Source organism: Zhongshania sp. (assembly GCF_047636175.1).
Classification (GTDB): domain Bacteria; phylum Pseudomonadota; class Gammaproteobacteria; order Pseudomonadales; family Spongiibacteraceae; genus Spongiibacter.
Genome location: NZ_JBLIKC010000017.1, coordinates 64,500 through 85,448, shown reverse-complemented (window position 1 = coordinate 85,448; position 20,949 = coordinate 64,500). Strand labels below are relative to the sequence as shown.

The window sequence follows — 20,949 nt, the reverse complement described above, 5'->3', positions numbered from 1 at the left end:
CTAGGGTAGCGCTGATTAATTACCTCACTCGGTATTTTTCGGTGTGGGTCTTATTCGGAATCCGTATTGACTCGGTGTAGACTCCTACTCTTATTCTTGCTCCGCGATGGCTAAACTACTTCCGCTCATAATATTAATGATAGGCTCCCTAATGTGTTAATTAGCGATTCTCGCCGCGAGTATAATAGTGCTTGTTCACTTTAGTTCGATGAGTGACGGTCTAATTGAATTTGAATACAGGGGTATTGAATGACAGATTATATGGTATGGCTCATTCCAGCTCTGCTTATTATTGCGGGCTTGGTGGTCGTTGCGGGGCGCTTGCTTTGGCGTTTGCGAGGGCAGACACAGGTCGAGCGAGGCGCTTTGCAACAAGCACAACAAGAATCTGCTGCCGAACAGGCGGAAGCTCAGAATGGAATTGATATTCTGGCGCGTTGCTATTTGGCTGGTCAGCTTGCGGCCAGTGAATTTGCGCTTCGGGTTGCGGTATTGGCAGAGACTGCCGCTTTAGACTCCAAGTATATGAAAGACACCGCCATATTTACGGAAATGGCCGCCGCGTTGGCGCATATTCCAATACATCAGGCATGGAAGGATTTGACGCCCGATCAGCGCGCTACTTACGGTACTGAGATGGCCTTGCTGGAAGGCAAGTACAGTGATCAATTGCGGGCAGCGACTGCCGCTTTGCTCAAGTAAGCGAGGCTTCAGTGAACGCTTACTTCTTGAGTGTGGATCGCTGTGCCAAGCTACTTAAACCATCGACCATATCTTGTTGGAATTGCAATTGCGCTTCTAGCTGCTCTGGCAGCAACGGGTCTACGCCAAATATCGATTTATGCAAGGGTGCTAGCGTCACATAGCCTAGAATCATGCAGTGGAATGCCATTGCAGTGGGCACGTTGATCCATTCTTTATCGGGATTGCTGGCGGGATCGCTGATGGCGGAAAAAAACTTTCGATACCAGCGATCACTTAACAGATCCAGAGTTTCGTCTCGGGCTAGAGTGGCGTGCTGAACGATTCTGGCGGTATTCGGTTTGTTGGCCAGTAGCGACATGACTTGGTGAATTTGCTTACGTGTTTCGGTGAAGTCGGCGTCCGTAGCCAGACCGCGGGTAGCGTCCGCCAAGGGGGCAAATAGACGTTCGCAAACCTGCTCGTAGATCGCAAATTTATTGTTGAAATGCTTGTAAATACCTGGGCTACTAATGCCTACCTGCACTGCAATTTCGCTCACTGACGTCGCGCCAAAACCTTGCTGAGCAAAGAGGTCTTCGGCGATATCGAGGATACGTTCTTTGGTATTGCGGCGGGTAGCCATAGTCTTGTCCTTGTTGTTCTAATTTTTAATGGCGGGTCTGTTTTTGTACTATTGCGGCATTATCATCCAAACCAAGGCGGTGGCGCTGACAATACTGACAAGTAATAAGCCAAAAGCCTGCCATCGATAGCGCCGACTTAGGGACTCTGGCTCTGAGCTGGCAATGATATAGGGTTGTCGGCGGCTGGGCGAATAGCTGATGGTGTTTATTGGGGCAAGGGAGGCCGTATTTCCTAGCTGACGCTGTGCTTCTGCCCGCACCAACTCCCATTCTTGTAAATCAATCTCACCATCGCAGTTGCGATCAAAGCGATGAATTAGGCTGTCGTAATCTTGTTTCCAGTTGGCAAGAATCTTGGCCATTTCGCTATCGCGGGCGGCAGTGAGGCTGGCCGGGTGGCGGGTTTCGAATAGACCGATCACATAGACGATGTCTTCGGCGCAGAGCATTTCCTCGGTATAGCGGTAGCGCTTACTGAAAAGACCCCTTGAGCTTATTTTAGCGGGATGGCGTGAACTACCTTCCCAACTCCGCTTGCGCGCAGTGCTGACTTTGGCGCGGTCTGGCATAACATAGCACTCGCCGCTGCCGTCGGTGAGGGTGAATGGCTGGCTGCTGGTTTTACTTTCGATAATTCGCCAGTTGCTGTTTTTACCGGACGACTCATAGTGTTCTATTTTATAGCGATACCACAGACAGGGAGTTTGACTGAGGCCACTTAGTACTAGTGACTCTGGCCCGGTCTTCGCAATGCCAACAAGTTCCACGTAGCCTTGGTGTGCAGAGCGGATTTTTGAGGTCGGGGTATCTTCTATGACTCTCGCAGCTGTTAAACGGTTAATGCTCATGATGGCACTGGCGAGAGATATTGCGGCGCAAATCGCCAGCGCGAAATAGTCGATTTCCATTCTAGCTAAACAGTGATTTTACGTTTACGTCACTTAGTTCTTCTTTTTTGAATTGCAGTAATTCAAAGGCAGTGAAGCGAAACCAGCGGGCGATAATAACGTCGGGGAATTGCTCAATACGCACGTTGTTATTATTCACCGCTTCGTTATAAACCTCACGCCGGTCGGCTATGGCATTTTCGAGCGCCGAAATACGGTGCTGTAAGGTGGTGAAGGTGGTGTCTGCTTTTAGCTCTGGATAGTTTTCAGCCAGCGCAAATAATTGTCCCATGGATACGCGCAGTCCGGTTTCAGCTTGACCTAGGGCTTTCATGTCATGGCTAGATTGGGCGTCTGCGACGTTCTGCCTGGCGGCAATGACCTTGGTCAGGGTCTCTTGCTCATGGTGCATATATTGTTTGCAGGTTTCGATTAGCTTGGGGAGTTCATCGTGGCGCTGTTTAAGTAAGACGTCGATATTAGCTAAGTGCTTAGCCACATTGTGTTTGAGGTTTACCAGGCCGTTGTACAGCATTACTGTATAGGCAATGACAAAGACCAGAAGGCAGAGGATGGCAATAAAACCAATTTCCATATTATTCTCCTTTTCCAGTTACCGCGCGGCGCTGACAATGAGCTTGGCCCTTAGGTATAGGGCTAGAGTATAGGCCCAAAGTATAAAATGAAATTATGGCTATTAGGCGCCGGTATCGAAGCTAATGTGCATATTTTTTATACCGTTAACGAAATATGAGCGAGTATAGGCAACATCGCCCAGTAGACGCGGGTTTCTAAGCCGAGGAATTATCTCTTCAAACATGACTTGTAGTTCCAGTCTTGCCAGATGGGAGCCAATACAAAAGTGCTGACCTATGCCAAAGGAGCGCAGTTGCTGGCCGAGTTTCGGCATGCGCTCACTGCGGCGGACATCGAAGCTCATGGCGTCATCACCAAAAATCGCCTCGGAATGGTTAACAGCATGGTAGTGCAGGATGATTTTATCGCCAGCGCGTATTTGCTGGCCACCGAGTTCGAGATCGTCGGTCGCGGTTCTGCGCATTTGGATAAACGCGGTGTTAAAACGCAAAATCTCGTCGATGGCCGCGGCGATATATTCTGGGTGTTGAACAAGATATTCCAGTTGCTCTGGGTGTTCCATTAGAAGGCGCATGCCATGAGAAATCACGGTGCGGGTGGATTCGTTGCCACCGACCAGAATAAGAATAAACATCCATGCAAAATCTTCTTCTGATATAGGCTCGCCGTCCACGTCGCCATCGAGCAGGGCGCCGGTAATATTTTTCATGGGGTGTTGGCGGTGTTGTGCTGCCAGCTTTAAAGCGTAATTGATGCATTCGCCTGCGGCTATCTGACCATCTTCTATGCTGGTGGACATATCCGGGTCGTCGGCAAACATCATGGTATTGGTCCAATCGAAGAACTGCTTGCGATCTTCAATGGGGACGCCAAGTAATTCTAAAATGGCAATTAGCGGCAGTTCTGCGGCGACTTCTTCAACAAATTCGCACTCGCCGCGGTTTACCACCCTATCGAGAATGCGTTTGGCATGTGCTCGAAACGCCGGTGCGTACGAGTTAACCCCTTTGGGTGTGAAGGCTTCACGAACAATGCGCCGCACTTTTTGGTGGCGAGGTGGGTCCATATTAATGATGGTGTGACAGTGAATGAAATCTACTTCATCTTGTGGGAATTCCATTGGGAAGGCGGTGCGTCTGGCAGAAGAAAACAGCGATGGATTTTTGCTGACGAAATCTAACTCCTGCTGACCGACAACCGCCCAATAGGGAACCCCGGTGAGCGTGTCTGCCATTTTCACAACTGGACCCTGTTGCCGTATCTCCTTAAGGGCCTGATAGGGCATGCCTTGGGCGTAAGTGTCTGGGTTTAGTAGATTGGCAAAGGGACATTGCTGCATGGTGAGTTAAGCTCAGTTGACGAGATATTTGTCGTTTGAAACAGACTGCAATCGCAGCCTGCGCTATGGCTTAGTTTGGTTTAGTTCCTTGTCCAGTGTGGGGCTGGTAAGCCCATATTCTCTAAAAACACAGGATTAAACAATTTACTTTTGTAGCGGTCACCGTAATCACAGAGAATGGTGACAATGGTATGGCCAGGGCCAAGTTTACGGGCTAATTTGACGGCGCCGGCAATATTAATAGCAGATGATCCGCCAAGACACAGGCCTTCATGGCGAAGCATATCAAAAATATAAGGGAGTGCTTCAGCGTCGCTTATTTCAAATGCCTCATCTACTGTTGCCCGGCGTAAGTTGTCGGTAATCAGGCTGATACCTATTCCCTCGGTAATGGAGCGGCCTTCACCGCGCAATTCGCCGTTGGTAAAATAGTTATACAGCGAGGACCCCATCGGGTCTGCAATACCAATAGTGACATCGGGCTTGTGGGCTTTTAATGCCCGGCTGACACCGGCAAGGGTGCCGCCCGTGCCCACTGCGCAAATAAAGCCGTCGATATTGCCACCGGTTTGTTCCCAGATTTCTTGGCCTGTGGTTGATTCATGGATGTCAGAATTTGCGGTATTGTCAAACTGACGAGCCCACACTGCGCCGTGAGGTTCGGTTTCATTTAAACTTTCGGCTAGGCGGCGGGCGGTATGAACATAATGATTGGGGTCGCTGTAATTTGTGGCCGCAACAAGACGTAGGTCGGCGCCGTACAAGTCAAGCAATTCTATTTTTTCGCGGCTTTGGCTGTGTGGCATAACGACTACGCTGCGATAGCCCAAGGCGTTCGCGATCATAGTCAGGCCTATGCCAGTATTACCCGCGGTTCCTTCGACAATGGTGCCCCCAGGTCTCAATGTGCCTTTCTTTTCGGCGTCGCGAATGATGCCCAGCGCCGTGCGATCTTTAACGGAACCGCCTGGGTTGAGGAACTCTGCTTTACCCAGAATGGTGCAGCCGGTCAATTCTGATACTTGCTTAAGATGAAGCAGTGGGGTGTTGCCGATAAGGTCTGGCATCGATTTAGCACTAGGCAAAAACATGGTTCTCTCCGTATTTTCAGGCTTAATGGTATAGCTGGGAGCCGGTAGCAGCAATGCTAATCATTAGTCTAATTTGTGCTAATCTTGCTTATTAGAGTGCAAGTGCATGATTAGTTGAAGCGCTGCGAGCTAAATAACGAGATAATAGAATGCTGGCAGCGAATACCAATAAAACTGTGAGAGGAGTTTTATGCTTAAAGTCGTTATTCGACTCTTGGTGTGCGGGGTGTTTTTTTTTGGTGGTATCGCGCATTTTGTGCACACAGACGACTTTGCTGGTATTGTGCCTCCGTTTTTACCCGGGCCTGTGGCGATTGTTTGGGTAACGGGTATTTTAGAACTTGCTTTGGTATTGGGTATCTTGATACCGAGCTCGCGCTTATTGGCGGGTAAGTTCGCCGCTATTTATTGTTTATTGGTGCTTCCCGCTAATATTTACCAAGCGCTTAATGATGTGCCAATTTTTGGCAGCCCAGTTGCTCCTGAGCTACTGTGGCTTCGTATTCCGCTGCAATTTGTATTAATTGTGGCGATTTTATGGTCGGCCGATAGTAATGGTCGGACATTGATCCAAAAGTCTACAGGCAGCGTACAAGGCCTGAATTAAGGGGTTTTTATGGCAGACAATGCCGCCAAACAAGAACGTAATGGCGAGTTTTGGGCTGATTGCGTGACTCGTATTGCTGAGAATCGCGATAAAGATAGTTTTATGTTGGTGTTCGACCATTTTTCACCCAGAGTTAATGCGTATTTACTGGGTCAAGGAGCGGCGTCATCAATAGCAGAAGATCTCGCACAAGAGGCGCTGCTGGCGTTGTGGAACAAAGCGCATCTTTATCATCGCGATAAAGCGGCCGTCAGTACGTGGTTATTTCGGGTGGCGAGAAATCTGTGGATAGATAAATTACGTAAGCACAGAGGCGTTGCTTACGAGACAGATGACAACTTGGAAGAGACAGTTGATGCCGATGTTCGCCTCAATGCCGACGGCGATCGACTCAAAGCGGTTTTAGATACTTTGCCGGTGAATCAGGCCCAAGTAGTTTATAAGTCCTATTACGAGGGCAAAAGTCACAGTGAAATTGCACAAGAGACTGGGATGCCCCTCGGTAGCGTTAAATCAAGTTTGCGGTTAGCGATAAAGGCTTTCCGCCAACATTTTGGAGAAAGTGGCGTATGAGCCCAATAGAACATCATCCCGAGGACGATACTTTACATAGCTATGCGGCGGGCGCTCTGCCAGCTGCATTGGCTCTTGTTGTGGGATGCCATTTACAATTTTGCCCGCAATGCCGCTCAAAAGTTCGCGCTGGTGAAAGTTTGGGCGGTCTTTTAATGTCCGCCTTATCTCCTCAAGCGCTTTCTGAAAGAGCAAGAGCGAATATTTTGCAGCGATTAGAATTGCAGGAAGTACTTGTGGAGACTCAGGCACTGGCCAATAGCGATGATATCGAGATTGCATCCCCGGTAGTGGATGTCAAAGAGGTTGGCAAACTCGGCTCAATGCCGTTTTTGCTCCAAAAGCTTCTTAAAGAGCATGACTTTGACGCACTGCCATGGAAAAAAACAATAGCTCCGGGCTTAAAGCAAATTGTAGTGGATTGCGGTGAGGGCCGAGCGCAATTGTTACGGATTGCTGCTGGTCGCAAAATGCCAGTACACAGCCACAGTGGGAGCGAGTTAACTCTGATACTCAGCGGTGGCTATAGTGATGCGCTTGGACAGTTTAACGCAGGCGATGTGGCAGATTTAGAGGGTAGTGCAGAGCATCAACCGGTTGCAGACAGTGATAGAGATTGTATTTGTTTGGTGGGGATGGATTCACCAGTAGTATTTAAAGGCCTAGTGGCAAGATTGATTCAGCCCTTGGTAGGTTTGTAAATTTGAGCTAAGTAGTTATCTTTAGTGAAAACATAGACACAAAAAAGGCAGCCTAAGCTGCCTTTTTTGTGTCTGACGTTATTAGTATTGATAAATTAGGTCGATGCCATAAGCTCTTGGATCTCCCCAAATGACTGTCCGGTCACTGTGTGGAAGGTTGTCGATAGCAGTAATTTCAAACTCTTCATCTGCCAGGTTTTTACCCCATAGACCAATATATAGTGTGCCGTATTTACTGACTGGGATTTCACTGAAGCTGATGCGACCGTTAACTAGGCCGTATTCACCTATATATGTGTTTTTCGCATTGGCGGTTCTCACGCCACCGCGGCGTTGGTCCATATAGTTGTAGCTTAAGTTAACCGCAAGCTGCCCCCAGTCATATTGCCCCACCGTGTAGTCGGCTGCTGCAGTATAAGACTGGCCGGGAGACGAGTAGAAGCCGAAGCTATCGGTCAGATCGTTGCCGAACTCGTCTAGGGCTTTAGTCACTTCGGCATCCAAAAATGCATAATTCAGCATTAGCATAAGGTTTTCGGTGGCTAGGAAGGTGATGTCGGTTTCAACACCGCGCATTTCAGCTTCACCAGCGTTGGTGACTTTGGTATCTGCCACGGTGCCGGCAAGTATAAAGTTGAGCTGAATGTCGGTGTATTCGCTATAGAAGATGTTAGCGTTAATACGCAGGCGGCGATCCATCAGCTCGCTTTTTATGCCGGCTTCCAAGGAGGCAACGCGTTCCTCATCAAAGCCATCTGCAAACCCGAAGCCGTAGACATTGCCGTCTGGCGCAGCCACTGCGGTGTCGTCGCCTTTGCCGGGGGTGCCGGGTGCAAAGCCAGTGCTGCCGCGCTGCGGATCACGGGTGTTAAAACCGCCAGACTTATAGGCTTGAATGAATTTGCCGTAGAGGTTTATGTCGTCGGTCAGGTCGAACTCTGTGATGAAGCTAAATGAGGCATCATCAAAATCCTTCTCGCCAGATACATTGTCAAAACTACGGTCCCCGGGAAGTAAAAATCCGGCTTGCTCAAATGCCGGTGACAGCGCGCTAAGGTTTTCGGTGTTGATTGCCTGGCCGAGACTTCTTAACTCAATGTAGGTTTGATCGGTTTGATTCTTCAGTGCCTGACGAGAGTCTTCCGAGTAGCGAGCGCCAAAGGTTAGGTGCAGCCGTTTGTCGAGCAAATCCGGTGTCCATGTGAATTGACCAAAAACAGCTTTGGCTTCATTTTTAATGTCATAGCGTTGAGACAGCATATTCACCAGATGGACGTCGCCAGCCCCGATGAGCGCGCCGCCGAGTATCTCACCTAGTACTGGAACGGGAATAATGCCATCGCTGAGTCTAGAGCTGAATTGATGATGCAGTGGCGAGTTATCTTCAGTGGCTTTTTCTTCAAAGTAATAGGCCCCTATGATGTAATCTACGCTATCACTAAATAGTGAGCCGCTAAGTTGGAACTCATGGGAAAACTGCTCCTGGCTAATGACCGGAATCACCAAGGGTAGACAGTCAGAACCGGTTTCTGCCATCACCGACGGACCACAGTAGGCGTGAGAGTCAACGCGGTACTCTTCTGAGCCCAAGCCGCCACCTAAGTCGGCGTAGGACGCATCGGTGAGTTCGCGGTACGCGCCGATGTATTTAAATTGTACGTTCTCAAAGTCTTTGGTAAGAATGAATGAGTGGCCTTCGATGTCGGTAGTGGAGGTTTCAAAGTTTCTTGCTGTCGCCATGCTGCTGAATCTGTCTTCACTGTGCTTTGATTCGCTTACCGCAAATTCGCGAATAGGCTCGGCTTGGCCTTTGTTTTGTATTGCCGGATTAATAGATTGGTACATATAGTTATAGTATTCAAAGCTTGAGTTATCGTAGGCATAGTCTATCGACATACTGTCAGTGACATCCCATCGGAGATCTACCCGGTAACCATTCACTTCTTTGTCACCGAAGTCACCACCGGGGCCAGTATTTTCTATAAAGCCGTCAGATTGGGTGGTGAGATAGGCCACTTTGGCGGCAAGAGTATCGCCGAGCGGAATGTTTGCGGATGTTTTTGATGTAAACAAGCCACGGTTACCTACGGTAAATTTTTGCTTTAACTCAAAGGCGTCGGTAGTGGGGCGCTTAGTGATTAGATTAATAGCGCCGCCGGTGGTATTGCGACCGTATAGCGTGCCCTGTGGTCCCCGTAGTACCTCTATTCGCTGGAGTTCCGCAACGTCTAGCGCAGTACCGGTCGAGCGAGCAATATAAACACCATCAACGTAAATGCCGACCGGCGGATCTTGCGTCACCTGCACGTCGGCAATACCAATGCCGCGTATAAATATTCGCAGCGTCGCGTTGTTGATAGGGAAGGGTTCGATAGTTAAGCTAGGCACTTTAGAGCCGATGTCGCCGAGATTACTAATACCTTCAATTTCTAAGCGTTCTTCACCGAAGGCCGTTATCGATATCGGGGTGTCTTGTAATGATTCGGCTTTTTTCTGGGCGGTGACAATTACTTCTTCTAGAGCGAAGCTGGATTTTTTTACTTCTGTCTGAGAAAAGACTGGGTTGCTCATTACGACCGTAAATGCACACAGTCCTGATACTATAGGCGTTAATTTTTTCACGTAGGCGCTCCGTTCCAGATCGTTATTGTTATGTAAGGTATTAGTTAGAACATATTAACCATTAAAAGATAACGCAGGCATAATCTGCTTGCAGTAGTTATGCGTTATCGCGCTCACTGCTGCGTGTTTGCCGTGTGTTTAGCTCTTAATGGTATATTATTGGTTTGTAACGTGCGTTATTTTTTAGATTTTGTTTTGCGCATATGTGGGTACTTTGCCACTATTCTTTAATATATGCGCTATTTTATTGATCTTATTTTGTGATGCTATTCTCTAATTCTGGCTTACGACTCCCGCGTTTACACTCTGCGGCCTCGCAAGTATCTCCGCAATGATCCTATAGGCATCGCGGTTCAGAGCAAAGCCGATATGGCTTGAATTGATGGCAATATTATAGGTGTTCTCGGTGGTCAATTTGGCAATTTGGGGAGAGACAATGCCATCAACGGGGCTGTATATAACGGTTGTTGGTACCGTGCGCTTGCCATTATTAGCGATAGACCAGGTGTCGGTGTTGTGCGATTCATCTGCCCTTGTGCCGCGATTGAGACGTTTTAAGATATTCCATGCAGCGGTTCCGCGCGGGTCGCCATAGGGGGTGCCGAGAGTAATTACTTGGCGGATCAAATTTGGGTGGCTTTGAGCAAGTAAGTTGGCGTAATTGCCTCCTAAGCTCCAGCCAACCAAGCTCACTTTTTGCCCAGTTTTATCGCATATTTCGCTAATATTCTGGCTTAGACGAGTAAGAATGCTGGCTTGAAAATCGTTCATTTCTTCTAAGCTAGTGATCCGTGTCGGCGGGATATTGCGGCCTAAGCTCCAGCCGTGGGCTTTGTAATTTCGACTCTTAAGGAAATATCTAAGTGGGGCCATACAGCCATCGGCGCCAGCATAACCAGGGAGTGTCATCACCGAGTGGCCGTCGCCTTTTGGGGTGTTTAGCAGTGAACCAGCGCTAAACGCGAGTTGAGTGATTTCAGCGCTAGCGCGCCACACTTCGCTTAGTGAATGCATAAGTGGTGGTGGTGCTATATTGTCCACAGTTTATGGTTTCCGTGTTTAAGTTTATTATTTTACGCTCTCGACGCCATACGGATTTTGGCTGATGGTAGTTTTGACAACTTACTCTGAACAGATAATACGATTCCGCCCGGTCTGCTTCGCGGAATAAAGCGCCTTGTCTGCACGTTCGAAGAAGGCGCTTTGGTTGGCGTCGCGATGGTGATCAAACTGAGCGATACCAATACTGACTGTTAAATTGATTTGCACGTCATCGCTGACGACGGTGGGCTGAAATTGGATTGCGGAGCGGATGCGCTCAGCGACGCCCCAAGCCTCATTTTGGTCGGTGCTAGGTAGCAGGATCACAAACTCTTCTCCGCCGTAGCGACCCACTTGGTCGTACTCGCGAAGATTGATGTTTAAAATATAAACAATATGCTTAAGGGCAACATCGCCGGCGGAGTGGCCATAGGTATCATTGACCTTTTTGAAATGGTCAATATCCAGCACCATAAGAGAAAAGCTTGTGTGTTTTCGTGTGGCTTCAGCGACGCTGTGAGAGAACAGCTCGTCGAACATGCGTCTATTCCAGCACTGGGTCAGGGCGTCACGCGATGCTAGCTGATTGAGTGTTTGTTCTAAGCGAACGATGCGACTGCCGGCAGCGATCCGTACTTTCAGCACTCGGTGGTCAAAAGGCTTGCTTAGGAAGTCGTCGGCGCCGGCTTCCATCGCCTCGATAATGGCCTCATTACCTTCTTTACCGGTAAGCATTAGGATGTAAAAGAATTGACCATCCTCTCGTTTGCGGATGGTCGTACATAACTCTGGCCCACTCATGCCAGGCATCGACCAGTCTATTATTAGCAAGTGTGGCGTGGTGTCTGTGGCAAGCAGCTGCAGTGCATTCTCAGCATTTTCTGCAACAATGGGTATAAAGCCCCACTCCTCCAGAGCAGCGCAAAGTGCAAGGCGTGTGATCGCATCATCGTCGACAATTAGCACATCCATAGGATGTTTATATACCTGCCATTTCTGTTAGCTCAACAATCAGAGTGTCCAGTTTTACTTTTGCCGTATTCCAGTCAGTGCTCCAGTCGCCCAGAGGAACGACAGGTGATTTATTTTCTGCAGCCGATGATTCGAGATGCGAGAACTCTTGATAGTAGTCGCTGGTCACAAAATTTCCCGATGCACTCTTTAAGCGATGGACTGCGCTTACTAATGCTTTGCGGTCGGCTTGCTGATATGCACTCTCGATATCGCTGATCATATCAGGTAGTTCGTTTATAAACAGTTGTGATATTGACACCAGTAGTTTGCTATTGCCCCGAGTGATATCACTAACTCGGTCTTGGTCTAGAATCATATCACCGCCGTCGCTGTCAGCACGTTTAAATGAACACGCATCGTCTCGGTGGAATTTGCACCGAAATTATCTAATGATAATACACCTTTCGCATAGAGAAACGACTCACGATAGACTTAGCAGGGAAGTTAATGGGCTGATGCGGAGATATGCACTGCTGTTACACATTGCCTGAACAACTGTGCTCGGTTAATTAAACACAAGGTCACCGCGGTAATGCTGAGAGTACTTAGGTGCTTATCGCTGTTGCGCTTAATAACAATGCGACTATGAGCGCGATAGCAGGTAATGGTCCTATGCTGATTTGCGCTGCCGCACCAGAGACGCCAATCAACACGACGTTCGCCGCAACCGGAATGCCGATGTTAATCGCTTTGGAGTTTGCCATTTTTTTACCCCTATTTACTTTAAAAGAGACACTTCTTGTACGTGGCAATCAAATATGTAGATGACTAGACGTAGTATAGGGGAAAAATATCCAGCTTCGATCGGAGCTTATACCTACTATTAGGTGCAATATGCATATATTTACAGTATTCCGCGTAGCGCGGGGGTCAGTGTCATAGTGGATTATTTTGGGATTATGCTAGGTGAAAATCGCGCGTGTTTGAGTTGAATTCGGCTTACGCCATTAGCCCAGCTTTTGCTGCATTATTGGTGCTTGTTGGGCTTGTCGCTGGGGTTATTAATACCTTGGCTGGGGGTGGCTCAAATCTGACATTACCGGCTTTAATGCTGATGGGCCTACCGGCTGATGTTGCCAATGCTACCAATCGACTGGGAGTGCTTATGCAATCCCTCGCTGCCGCCAAAGATTTTGATAGTCGCGGACAGCTAGTGCGTCATGATCTTTGGAATATTTTGAAGCCAACCTTGTTTGGATCTTTGCTGGGCGCGGTTATAGCTGCATTTGCTCCTAGTGAGTGGCTCAAGCCTGCACTTTTAATGGCCATGGTTTCTATGGCGCTACTTATATTGATTCGCCCAAGCATCATTGCTCCGCCACTGGGAACAGAGGCATTGGCAATGGCTGATTCGCCAAATTCGGCTTGGACGCTGTTCTTTGCTGGCGTATATGGAGGCTTCGTGCAGGCCGGCGTGGGCTTCATTCTGATTGCCGCGCTTGCCGGAAGTTTGCGCTACGATTTAGTTAAAACTAATGCCATAAAGATGGTGTGCACTGCGGCGTTAACAATGGCGGCATTAGCTATTTTTATCTGGCAGGGATTGGTGGCCTGGGTACCAGGGATGATACTTGCTGTGGGCACTGTGGCAGGGGCAAAAATTGGGGTGCGCATAGCGATAACGGCAAGCCCCGCGGGTCTTAAATGGTTTTTATTTATTATGACCGTCATGGCCAGTGCCGCGGCATTGTTAAAGCAATAATGGCGACGAACAGTACAATTACGAATGTCTAGTCGAACGTCGAATTAGTTTACTGCAATCATCATACTTGCCTGCGGCGCAGCCGTTACTGAAAGTGGCTGCCAGGCCTTATTGCAATTTAAGTCCGTTAGAATAACAGGGTAAGACTAATTTATGGCTAGCACACTTGCCGTTGATGATTCTCCGTCCGATTTACGCCACGTTTAATGCTCACTACAGAGTCGTCACCTGACATAAAAATGCGAGGTAAAGACGCAGGCGCGACAGGTTGGATCGTGAAGCCGTTTAATGCGGATGCTTTCCTGCGAATTCTCGACCGTACTTTAGAACCGAAAAGGAACTGATATGTCGCTCGATCTTGATACGGCAGAAATTAACGCCATTTTCTTTGAAGAAAGTGCGGAAGGCGTTGACGTAATGGAGTCCGGTTTGCTGAAGCTTAGTCCTGACAATACTTATGTTGAAACAATAAATAATATATTTCGTGCCGCACATTCGATGAAATGCGCCCTGACGTTTTGCCGTTCAAACGCTTATTCAACCAGCGTTTCCATGAAGTTAGTGATGTCTTCATTTAATTGCATAGCGAGACCTTATCAAACTGAGCAATGTAAGGTCGGTAGTTTGAAATTTATTTGAATTTTATGCTACACGATAAAACCGAGGGCGTAGCATATATACTTGCTTGTTGGAGCCTAGCAAGCTCTAAGCAACGGGGCCTTTGGTGTGGCGCGCAATGGTATATCTATCATGAATGGTTTTCTTCATTCGTCGACTCGTCCGCGTAGATTCTTGATCTTCCCCCGCTGAGATTTAGTGTCCATACGGCGTCGCTGTGACCCCTTGGTTGGTTTGGTCGGGCGTCTAGGTGGCAGGATTTTGATGGCGTCGCTAATCAGTTCGCGTAGTCGTGTTAAGGCGTCATCGCGGTTTTTTTCCTGCGTCCTAAATTGCTGGGCTTTTATGATTATGACGCCATCTTTAGTGATTCGCTGATCGCTTCGGTCTAGCAGTCTTTGCTTGTGAAAGTCTGACAGTGACGACGCATTAATATCGAAGCGTAAGTGGATTGCTGACGACACCTTATTGACATTTTGACCGCCAGCGCCCTGAGCTCTAATCGCAGTTAGCTCGATTTCGTCGTCGGAAATTGATACTGACGGCGATATATTAAGCATGGCTAATAATTCCTCTTTTTTGAGATAACAATCTTTTTAACGGCCCTTGTATCTACCGGATCTTCGCGGTGATGGACGATAGAGTTACTGTTCTGCTCGATATTGTAACAGACCGCGAGTGAGGCTTTTAATTCTTGGTGCAAGCGTGTTGATATGCGGGAGCGTTTCCACGCGCGTGGTGCATCGACAACGCCGACTTTGAGTAAGCGGTCTTTAAAGGAAAGGCTGCTCAACTATGTTTAGCTTCAAGTTGCAGATGCCGGCTGTGCTATCTTCAGAATATCACCTAGACGTTTGAGTGCTGCGGCATGTGAAAGCATGGCACAAGAGGGGATATTTCTGTTACTGAGTATATTGGGCCGTGGATTAGTTAGCTGTGCTGTCGCTTTTGTCGTTAAACTGCAAAATAAGTACCCGCTGGTCTGTCATAACAGCCTCAATAAGATGATGTCATTTTTAGCTTTTCGCTTATAAGGAAAGATTGATGAAGCAAAGTATTCGCAGTCGCCTGTTGAATTTTTTACTTAGACTCCTTCGGCGTCCGCTTTGGAATCTGGCGCAACTAACGGCACTCAGGGCGCGGTTTGCAAAGCTGGATAAGCGCGTTGCCGGTAAAGCTGACTTGTTTTGCCGTATAAGTCAGGTCGATTTATCCCACTGTCAGGCAGATGTCTTGCAGCCCCTAGATTTTAGCGACGATCCGCTAAGCGCGAAACACCTACTTTTGTTTCACGGTGGTGCCTATTGCTTGCACTCTCCGAATACCTATCGTGCGATGCTAGCTGGAATATGCAGTAATCTTGGTGCTATCGGGGTATTGCCAGACTATCGTCTGGCGCCAGAGCACCCTCATCCTGCGGCGATCGATGATTGCTTTGAAAGCTATCAAATGTTGTTGGATAAAGGTGTGCCACCCAGCCATATTGCCCTGCTTGGCGATTCCGCTGGCGGTGGCTTGGTGTTGTCAATTTTAGCTAAAATTCGCGGTGCAAAATTACCGATGCCAACGTCGGCAAGCTTATTCTCGCCCGCGGGTGATTGGACTCTATCTGGGCCCTCACTCTATGAAAATGAAGGTCGTGACCCGATGTTTCGCCTCAGCTCGTTTTTGTTTTTTCGCAGCCTTTACTTGGCCGGCTACGACGCCAGTGATCCTGCTGTTTCGCCGTTGTTGGCTTCATTTGATGGCTACCCGCCGATGTATTTCACCGCCAGTAGCACCGAGTTACTGCGTGATGTTGCTGTGGTAGGAGCTGCCAAAGCCCGCGAAGCGGGCGTGCCGGTTGAGATCGATATTTGGCCGGGTCACTGCCATGATATGCAGCTAATGGCAGTGTTGCCGGAGAGTAAAATCGCACTAAATAAGCTTTGCGAATTTATTAGCAAGCACTGGTAATTAACACCTAGGACCTAGGACCTAGGACCTAGCATGGCTCGCACTCATTGCGGCTTTAAGGTGCTGTGGATATGTTGCAGACCTCCTTGCTAAGCTAAGCCTGCGTGGGGATTACCGAACTTTTGCGAAGCAGTTTCGTACTTCCTTGACAAAAAGTTCTGGTTGTTCAAAAGCCGCGAAATGACCGCCCTTGTCCAGTTCGTTCCAGTGGATCAGATTTTGATAGACACGCTCGGCCCATTTGCGGGCGGGCCTGAACAACTCTTTGGGGAAAATTGAAATACCGCAGGGCATCGTCATGACCTCGGCACCGAAGTCGTTGAAGCTTTCCCAGTACAAGCGAGCAGACGACGCGCCGCTGTTGGTAAGCCAATACAGACTGATATCATCTAACATTTGATCAACAGAAAGAGCATCTTCGGGACGTCCGTTATTATCTGTCCAACGATGAAACTTCTCGTATATCCATGCCGCTTGTGCGGCCGGAGAGTCTGCCAAACCATAACCGAGTGACTGTGGGCGAGATTTTTGAATGATCGCATAGCCGGAGTCTGAGTCGAAGTAAAATTGGATGTCTGCCAAGGCTTTTTGATCACGTTCGGTGAGTGATTCCATATCTTCCGCAGACGGTTGTGCTAGCGACATATTTAGGTGGATCGCGGCACACTCTGGCGGGGATAAATAAGCTATTGCGCTAGTGACACCGGCTCCCCAGTCACCGCCTTGGGCGACAAATTTGGGGTATTCTAACCTGGTCATTAGTGTAGTCCAGGCCTTTGCAATACGCTCCAGTCCCCAGCCAGTATTAGTTGGTTTTCCGGAAAATCCATAGCCAGGCAGGGATGGGATCACTAAATGAAAGGCATCACTGGCACTGCCGCCATGCTCGGTGGGGTTGGTTAGTGGGCCGATTACCCTCATAAACTCGAGCACTGAGCCGGGCCAGCCGTGGGTCATAATCATTGGCATGGCATTATCGTGCGGCGAGCGAATATGCAAAAAGTGTATATCAAGACCGTCGATTTCTGTTGTGAATTGTGGGTGCTTGTTTAATTCACGTTCGCAGTGTCGCCAGTCATAGCTGTGTTGCCAGTATTCGCATAGCGATTGCACAGCGTTGAGCGGTGTCCCCTGGCTCCAGTCATCGACCGGCTCGGCGTTGGGCCAGCGAGTGTTGGCGAGCCTTGCTTTAAGGTCATCAAGTTGCGCTTGCGAAATGTCTATTTTAAAAGGCTTGATTGACTGCTTCATGTCTATCACTCGCTTGGGAATGGTTAGTTGAAATAAAATATTACTAAGGATATACGGAGTATTAAAACATAATTTCTTGATCGCAGAATGTGCCTCTTTCTGCTAACTGCCGCTTTGTAGACACGGTGTTTTTTTATGTGGCCTTTAAATGAATTAATGTGCCCTGGAATGTGTCGTAAAGGCAAAATGTGCACGGCCTAGCTGCTTGGTATTTAGCTTGTGAATGGGACTGACTGCCTACCATATATCTCGCTACTAAGCAGCGAAGTCCAAAAGTGTGAACTGCAGCACACTTTTCAATAGGTATAAACCCGTACCATCTCCCCCCAGAGCAAGCGTCAGTCATTTAAGTATGCGAGACGCAATATCATTATAAGAACATTTGATGAGAGCGCGTAAATATGCAAAATAATCTATTTAAGAAAACACTAATGGCAGGATTGATGGCCACTGCGGGCGCTGTGCAAGCGGGCCCTCTGGCAGACGTCATTTCACCTCTCGCTAGTGCTACCGCTGGAACGCCACTAGATGCGCTGGTTGTTCAGCTGGTTCAGATTGATGACCAGCTGGGCGGATTGTCCGACGGCGGTTTACCTGGTTTAGATGCATTGCCTGGCTCAGATTCCTTGCCCGGCTTAGACGCACTGCCAATCCCCGGCGCAGATGGCGGTGGTGGTTCACCTGGTGCAGATGCACTGCCCGGCCTAGACTCACTGCCAATCCCCGGCGCAGGTGACGGCGGCGATAGCGCTGGCATTCCCGGCGTAGAAAAACTATTCCAGCTTACCGCGACTGTTGACACGACCCTTAACGACGCGGCGGGTACTGATGGCGTTACTGATAAAGTAACAGATATTGTTGACGCGCTGCCAGGCGCAGATCAAGAAGAGATTCAATCTGGTTTCTTTCAACTTGGTTTGCAGCTTAGAACGACTGTCGATAATTTGACGTCTAATTTGACGGCATTAGGTGGCGGTGGTGACGGTGGTATGCCAGGTTTAGATTCACTTCCGATTCCTGGTTTAGATGCCCTTCCTGGCTTGGATGCACTACCTATTCCTGGCGCAGATGGCGGCGGTGACGGTGGTGGTATGCCAGGTTTAGATTCACTTCCGATTCCTGGCTTAGACGCACTTCCTGGTTTGGATGCACTACCTATTCCCGGCGCAGATGGCGGTGGTGAAGGTGGTGAGGGTGGTATGCCAGGTTTAGATTCACTTCCGATTCCTGGCTTAGATGCACTTCCTGGTCTGGATGCACTACCTATTCCTGGCGCAGATGGCGGCGGTGACGGTGGTATGCCAGGTTTAGCTTCACTTCCGATTCCTGGCTTAGATGCACTTCCTGGTTTGGATGCACTACCTATTCCTGGCGCAGATGGCGGCGGTGACGGTGGTATGCCAGGTTTAGATTCACTTCCGATTCCTGGCTTAGACGCACTTCCTGGTTTGGATGCACTACCTATTCCCGGCGCAGATGGCGGCGGTGACGGTGGTATGCCAGGTTTAGATTCACTTCCGATTCCTGGCTTAGATGCACTTCCTGGTCTGGATGCACTACCTATTCCCGGCGCAGATGGCGGCGGTGACGGTGGTGGTATGCCAGGTTTAGATTCACTTCCGATTCCTGGTTTAGATGCCCTTCCTGGTTTGGATGCTCTACCTATTCCTGGTGCAGAAGGCGACGGTGCTAGCAGCGGCGGCATCCCCGGCGTGGAACAGCTTTTTCAGCTGACCTTCACTGTTGACACCGCGCTTAACGACGTTGCCGGTTTCCTTGGTGTGACTGATAAATTGACAGACGTTATTGACGCGCTTCCAAGTGCAGATCCAGACTTGATTCAAGCGAGTGCTTTGTTAGTCGGTGAGCAGCTGCAAGCGACCGGTGAGAATTTGGCCGCTAACTTGATGGCATTCGGCGGCGGCGGCGATACTGATGGCGGTGGTATGCCAGGTTTAGATGCACTTCCAATCCCAGGCTTGGATGCTCTTCCTGAATTGGATTCACTTCCGGTCCCAGGCCTAGATGCGCTACCTGTGCCTATCTAAGCGGGTTTGTGGGGTAACCCACAACAAGCATAGTTGAGAAGGCCAGACCGGCAACGGTCTGGCTTTTTTTGGTTATGCGTTACTTAATTATTCTTTAGTCGCGATTTGATGTATTTTTTAGATCTTGATTTTTGTAGCACTACACAATAATTAGATAGCTCAATTTTCGTGTTCACCATTATTCGCAGATTAGCTGATGATAAATAATATAGTCTGGTACGAGTTTGCATGGGACGTTTAGCTTTGAATAGCGATTGCTGTCTTGCAAATGGGAAGAACTAATCAATAACTGTGTATTTCTAATTAGATATAATGCCTGTGGACGTCGATGGATACTGATCGACAAGTAGGATATAAATGTCGGAGTGACGACATGGAGTTTTACCTGCGATGGGCGCAATGCTATTACTTGTTGGCTGTGAGTCATCAACGATTCCTGATGGCTTCAACGGTTATGTGGGGGCCGAGGATATTTACTTAAGTGCGCTAGAGCCTGGTTGGGTTATAGCTAGCATGGTGAAAGAAGGCGATATCGTAGAAAAAGGCCAAGTATTACTGCAATTAGATAATGAACGCCAACGTTTTGATCTGCATGAACCCAATACCCGTGTTTAACAAGCCGATGTGCAATATCGAGATTTAGCCACTGGTGCCCTTCCTGATGGAATTAATCGCTTAACCGCACAGCGAAAGGTAGCGGTCGCGGCAAGGGCACTGGCTGAGGTAGAAAAGCGGCGCCTGAGTTCGCTGCGCGAAAAGGGCGTCGCCGCGCAGTCTATTGTTGATCAGGCAACCGCGCAGTTCAATACGGCCGATGCCCGTTTCGATCGTATGGATGCAGAAATACGGCAGGCGAAGTTGGCATCTAGACAAAAATGCCATATTTGCGTCACGTGCTGCTTTTGAGTCAGCGCAGACCGGAGGTGAGCGAGCGCAGTGGCGTTTGAGCAACGGACTTTATATGCTCGACGGGCGGGGCGCGTTGAACAAGTCTTTTTTCCGCGAAGGTGAGCAGTTAGCTGCGGGGGTGCTAGCTGCTTGCATTACTTCCCGAAGATGAATCAAAGGTGCGCTGCTTTGCTGCGCAAAGCCAGCTAGCGCTTTTTCCTATCGGGTTTACAGTGGGTGTGCGACAAGATGGCATTGCAGCGCCCATGACCGCCTTGGTGTGGTGTGTAGCAGCCGAACCTGAATATACTCCCCTCCGGTTATCTACAGCGTTGCGTCACGGCAAAAGCTGGTGTTTTTAGTTGAGGGTAAATTGGCGCCAAACACTGGCCTGCATCCGGGGCAGCCGGTGGATGTTCTCTTAGGTGCTGATGGCAATGACTGAGCTTGCGATTGATGTGCGCGGCTTGAGTAAGCATTTTGGTAGTAAAGTAGCGGTAAATAGGGGCGACTTGCAGCTGCCAAAAGGACAGATTTGGGGTCTTCTTGGGCCCAATGGCTCTGGAAAAACCACAACAATAAGCATGTTATGCGGGCTGCTAAAGGTGACGGAAGGCGGGGACCGCTGCCTTGGTTTTGATTTGCGAAGGGACGCTTAGCTCATTCGGCGGTATATCGGTTATATG

Annotated in this window: 23 protein-coding genes; 11 read left to right on the top strand and 12 right to left on the bottom strand. The window is 48.9% G+C overall.

Annotated elements, in window-relative coordinates; genetic code table 11:
- The first annotated feature begins 249 nt into the window (after window positions 1–249).
- Window positions 250–702 (top strand): DUF2489 domain-containing protein, encoded by a 453-nt coding sequence (locus tag ACI955_RS11565; RefSeq protein ID WP_415243893.1) that lies wholly within the window; start codon window positions 250–252, stop codon window positions 700–702.
- A gap of 19 nt (window positions 703–721) precedes the next feature.
- Here the strand turns inward: ACI955_RS11565 and ACI955_RS11560 are convergent, their stop codons facing one another.
- The 5 genes from ACI955_RS11560 to ACI955_RS11540 form a co-directional block, all read right to left on the bottom strand.
- Window positions 722–1,327 carry a TetR/AcrR family transcriptional regulator gene (locus ACI955_RS11560; RefSeq protein WP_415243892.1) on the bottom strand — a complete coding sequence of 202 codons (606 nt, stop codon included), beginning with the start codon at window positions 1,325–1,327 and terminating at the stop codon, window positions 722–724.
- A gap of 48 nt (window positions 1,328–1,375) precedes the next feature.
- A complete protein-coding gene (locus ACI955_RS11555; protein ID WP_415243891.1) occupies window positions 1,376–2,236 on the bottom strand; it encodes a GIDE domain-containing protein in 861 nt (286 codons plus the stop codon).
- A gap of 1 nt (window position 2,237) precedes the next feature.
- Window positions 2,238–2,810, bottom strand: coding sequence for a LemA family protein (locus ACI955_RS11550; RefSeq protein ID WP_415243890.1), 573 nt, complete (start codon window positions 2,808–2,810; stop codon window positions 2,238–2,240).
- Between the two features lie 102 nt (window positions 2,811–2,912).
- Window positions 2,913–4,151, bottom strand: coding sequence for a cytochrome P450 (locus ACI955_RS11545; protein WP_415243889.1), 1,239 nt, complete (start codon window positions 4,149–4,151; stop codon window positions 2,913–2,915).
- A gap of 80 nt (window positions 4,152–4,231) precedes the next feature.
- Window positions 4,232–5,242, bottom strand: a complete 1,011-nt coding sequence (locus ACI955_RS11540) for a cysteine synthase A (protein WP_415243888.1) — start codon at window positions 5,240–5,242, stop codon at window positions 4,232–4,234.
- A gap of 190 nt (window positions 5,243–5,432) precedes the next feature.
- On the opposite strand from ACI955_RS11540, the gene ACI955_RS11535 reads away from it, so the two are divergent.
- Genes ACI955_RS11535 through ACI955_RS11525 form a run of 3 tightly spaced genes read left to right on the top strand, consistent with a single transcriptional unit; the run spans window position 5,433 to window position 7,123 of the window.
- Window positions 5,433–5,849, top strand: a complete 417-nt coding sequence (locus ACI955_RS11535; RefSeq protein ID WP_415243887.1) for a hypothetical protein — start codon at window positions 5,433–5,435, stop codon at window positions 5,847–5,849.
- Window positions 5,850–5,858: 9 nt separating this feature from the next.
- Complete coding sequence (locus tag ACI955_RS11530) at window positions 5,859–6,422, top strand: sigma-70 family RNA polymerase sigma factor (protein WP_415243886.1); 564 nt, start codon at window positions 5,859–5,861, stop codon at window positions 6,420–6,422.
- Window positions 6,419–7,123 (top strand): ChrR family anti-sigma-E factor, encoded by a 705-nt coding sequence (locus ACI955_RS11525; protein WP_415243885.1) that lies wholly within the window; start codon window positions 6,419–6,421, stop codon window positions 7,121–7,123. Before ACI955_RS11530 ends, ACI955_RS11525 begins: the two co-directional genes overlap by 4 nt.
- Window positions 7,124–7,204: 81 nt before the next feature.
- Here the strand turns inward: ACI955_RS11525 and ACI955_RS11520 are convergent, their stop codons facing one another.
- From ACI955_RS11520 to ACI955_RS11500, 5 genes are all read right to left on the bottom strand, one after another.
- Window positions 7,205–9,745: a TonB-dependent receptor gene (locus tag ACI955_RS11520; RefSeq protein ID WP_415243884.1), complete on the bottom strand. Its 2,541-nt coding sequence runs from the start codon at window positions 9,743–9,745 to the stop codon at window positions 7,205–7,207.
- Window positions 9,746–10,018: 273 nt separating this feature from the next.
- Entirely contained in the window at window positions 10,019–10,786 is a 768-nt protein-coding gene (locus tag ACI955_RS11515; RefSeq protein WP_415243883.1) for an alpha/beta fold hydrolase, read from the bottom strand.
- 81 nt (window positions 10,787–10,867) lie between these two features.
- Window positions 10,868–11,758 carry a diguanylate cyclase gene (locus tag ACI955_RS11510; protein ID WP_415243882.1) on the bottom strand — a complete coding sequence of 297 codons (891 nt, stop codon included), beginning with the start codon at window positions 11,756–11,758 and terminating at the stop codon, window positions 10,868–10,870.
- Window positions 11,759–11,765: 7 nt separating this feature from the next.
- Window positions 11,766–12,116 carry an Hpt domain-containing protein gene (locus ACI955_RS11505; protein ID WP_415243881.1) on the bottom strand — a complete coding sequence of 117 codons (351 nt, stop codon included), beginning with the start codon at window positions 12,114–12,116 and terminating at the stop codon, window positions 11,766–11,768.
- A gap of 229 nt (window positions 12,117–12,345) precedes the next feature.
- The gene (locus tag ACI955_RS11500; protein ID WP_415243880.1) at window positions 12,346–12,504 is read right to left on the bottom strand and encodes a hypothetical protein; all 159 of its coding nucleotides are present in this window, start codon (window positions 12,502–12,504) and stop codon (window positions 12,346–12,348) included.
- A gap of 215 nt (window positions 12,505–12,719) precedes the next feature.
- On the opposite strand from ACI955_RS11500, the gene ACI955_RS11495 reads away from it, so the two are divergent.
- Together ACI955_RS11495 and ACI955_RS11490 are read left to right on the top strand one after the other, a co-directional pair.
- Window positions 12,720–13,502 carry a sulfite exporter TauE/SafE family protein gene (locus tag ACI955_RS11495; RefSeq protein ID WP_415243879.1) on the top strand — a complete coding sequence of 261 codons (783 nt, stop codon included), beginning with the start codon at window positions 12,720–12,722 and terminating at the stop codon, window positions 13,500–13,502.
- Window positions 13,503–13,847: 345 nt separating this feature from the next.
- Window positions 13,848–14,141, top strand: coding sequence for a hypothetical protein (locus tag ACI955_RS11490; RefSeq protein ID WP_415243878.1), 294 nt, complete (start codon window positions 13,848–13,850; stop codon window positions 14,139–14,141).
- Between the two features lie 125 nt (window positions 14,142–14,266).
- Here ACI955_RS11490 and arfB read toward each other — a convergent pair whose 3' ends face one another.
- Window positions 14,267–14,680 (bottom strand): alternative ribosome rescue aminoacyl-tRNA hydrolase ArfB, encoded by a 414-nt coding sequence (gene arfB / locus ACI955_RS11485; RefSeq protein ID WP_415243877.1) that lies wholly within the window; start codon window positions 14,678–14,680, stop codon window positions 14,267–14,269.
- A 484-nt stretch (window positions 14,681–15,164) separates the two neighbouring features.
- On the opposite strand from arfB, the gene ACI955_RS11480 reads away from it, so the two are divergent.
- On the top strand, window positions 15,165–16,076 hold the full coding sequence (locus ACI955_RS11480) for an alpha/beta hydrolase (RefSeq protein ID WP_415243876.1): 912 nt from the start codon (window positions 15,165–15,167) through the stop codon (window positions 16,074–16,076).
- Between the two features lie 111 nt (window positions 16,077–16,187).
- Here the strand turns inward: ACI955_RS11480 and ACI955_RS11475 are convergent, their stop codons facing one another.
- On the bottom strand, window positions 16,188–17,327 hold the full coding sequence (locus ACI955_RS11475; RefSeq protein WP_415243875.1) for an epoxide hydrolase family protein: 1,140 nt from the start codon (window positions 17,325–17,327) through the stop codon (window positions 16,188–16,190).
- Between the two features lie 401 nt (window positions 17,328–17,728).
- On the opposite strand from ACI955_RS11475, the gene ACI955_RS11470 reads away from it, so the two are divergent.
- From ACI955_RS11470 to ACI955_RS11455, 4 genes are all read left to right on the top strand, one after another.
- Window positions 17,729–19,375: a hypothetical protein gene (locus tag ACI955_RS11470; RefSeq protein ID WP_415243874.1), complete on the top strand. Its 1,647-nt coding sequence runs from the start codon at window positions 17,729–17,731 to the stop codon at window positions 19,373–19,375.
- A gap of 390 nt (window positions 19,376–19,765) precedes the next feature.
- Complete coding sequence (locus ACI955_RS11465) at window positions 19,766–19,990, top strand: biotin/lipoyl-binding protein (protein WP_415243873.1); 225 nt, start codon at window positions 19,766–19,768, stop codon at window positions 19,988–19,990.
- Between the two features lie 9 nt (window positions 19,991–19,999).
- Window positions 20,000–20,281, top strand: a complete 282-nt coding sequence (locus ACI955_RS11460; RefSeq protein WP_415243872.1) for a hypothetical protein — start codon at window positions 20,000–20,002, stop codon at window positions 20,279–20,281.
- Window positions 20,282–20,700: 419 nt separating this feature from the next.
- Window positions 20,701–20,922: an ATP-binding cassette domain-containing protein gene (locus tag ACI955_RS11455; RefSeq protein WP_415243871.1), complete on the top strand. Its 222-nt coding sequence runs from the start codon at window positions 20,701–20,703 to the stop codon at window positions 20,920–20,922.
- The last annotated feature ends 27 nt before the right edge of the window (window positions 20,923–20,949 follow it).

Bases quoted from the DNA above. Each gene is read 5' to 3' on its own strand.
- ACI955_RS11510 (WP_415243882.1), bottom strand. From the start codon at position 11,758: ATGGATGTGCTAATTGTCGACGATGATGCGATCACACGCCTTGCACTT.
- ACI955_RS11540 (WP_415243888.1), bottom strand. From the start codon at position 5,242: ATGTTTTTGCCTAGTGCTAAATCGATGCCAGACCTTATCGGCAACACC.
- ACI955_RS11550 (WP_415243890.1), bottom strand. From the start codon at position 2,810: ATGGAAATTGGTTTTATTGCCATCCTCTGCCTTCTGGTCTTTGTCATT.
- ACI955_RS11525 (WP_415243885.1), top strand. From the start codon at position 6,419: ATGAGCCCAATAGAACATCATCCCGAGGACGATACTTTACATAGCTAT.
- ACI955_RS11455 (WP_415243871.1), top strand. From the start codon at position 20,701: ATGACTGAGCTTGCGATTGATGTGCGCGGCTTGAGTAAGCATTTTGGT.
- ACI955_RS11480 (WP_415243876.1), top strand. From the start codon at position 15,165: ATGAAGCAAAGTATTCGCAGTCGCCTGTTGAATTTTTTACTTAGACTC.
- ACI955_RS11465 (WP_415243873.1), top strand. From the start codon at position 19,766: ATGGGCGCAATGCTATTACTTGTTGGCTGTGAGTCATCAACGATTCCT.
- ACI955_RS11535 (WP_415243887.1), top strand. From the start codon at position 5,433: ATGCTTAAAGTCGTTATTCGACTCTTGGTGTGCGGGGTGTTTTTTTTT.
- ACI955_RS11530 (WP_415243886.1), top strand. From the start codon at position 5,859: ATGGCAGACAATGCCGCCAAACAAGAACGTAATGGCGAGTTTTGGGCT.
- ACI955_RS11505 (WP_415243881.1), bottom strand. From the start codon at position 12,116: ATGATTCTAGACCAAGACCGAGTTAGTGATATCACTCGGGGCAATAGC.
- ACI955_RS11475 (WP_415243875.1), bottom strand. From the start codon at position 17,327: ATGAAGCAGTCAATCAAGCCTTTTAAAATAGACATTTCGCAAGCGCAA.
- ACI955_RS11555 (WP_415243891.1), bottom strand. From the start codon at position 2,236: ATGGAAATCGACTATTTCGCGCTGGCGATTTGCGCCGCAATATCTCTC.
- arfB (WP_415243877.1), bottom strand. From the start codon at position 14,680: ATGCTTAATATATCGCCGTCAGTATCAATTTCCGACGACGAAATCGAG.
- ACI955_RS11470 (WP_415243874.1), top strand. From the start codon at position 17,729: ATGCAAAATAATCTATTTAAGAAAACACTAATGGCAGGATTGATGGCC.
- ACI955_RS11490 (WP_415243878.1), top strand. From the start codon at position 13,848: ATGTCGCTCGATCTTGATACGGCAGAAATTAACGCCATTTTCTTTGAA.
- ACI955_RS11500 (WP_415243880.1), bottom strand. From the start codon at position 12,504: ATGGCAAACTCCAAAGCGATTAACATCGGCATTCCGGTTGCGGCGAAC.
- ACI955_RS11545 (WP_415243889.1), bottom strand. From the start codon at position 4,151: ATGCAGCAATGTCCCTTTGCCAATCTACTAAACCCAGACACTTACGCC.
- ACI955_RS11565 (WP_415243893.1), top strand. From the start codon at position 250: ATGACAGATTATATGGTATGGCTCATTCCAGCTCTGCTTATTATTGCG.
- ACI955_RS11560 (WP_415243892.1), bottom strand. From the start codon at position 1,327: ATGGCTACCCGCCGCAATACCAAAGAACGTATCCTCGATATCGCCGAA.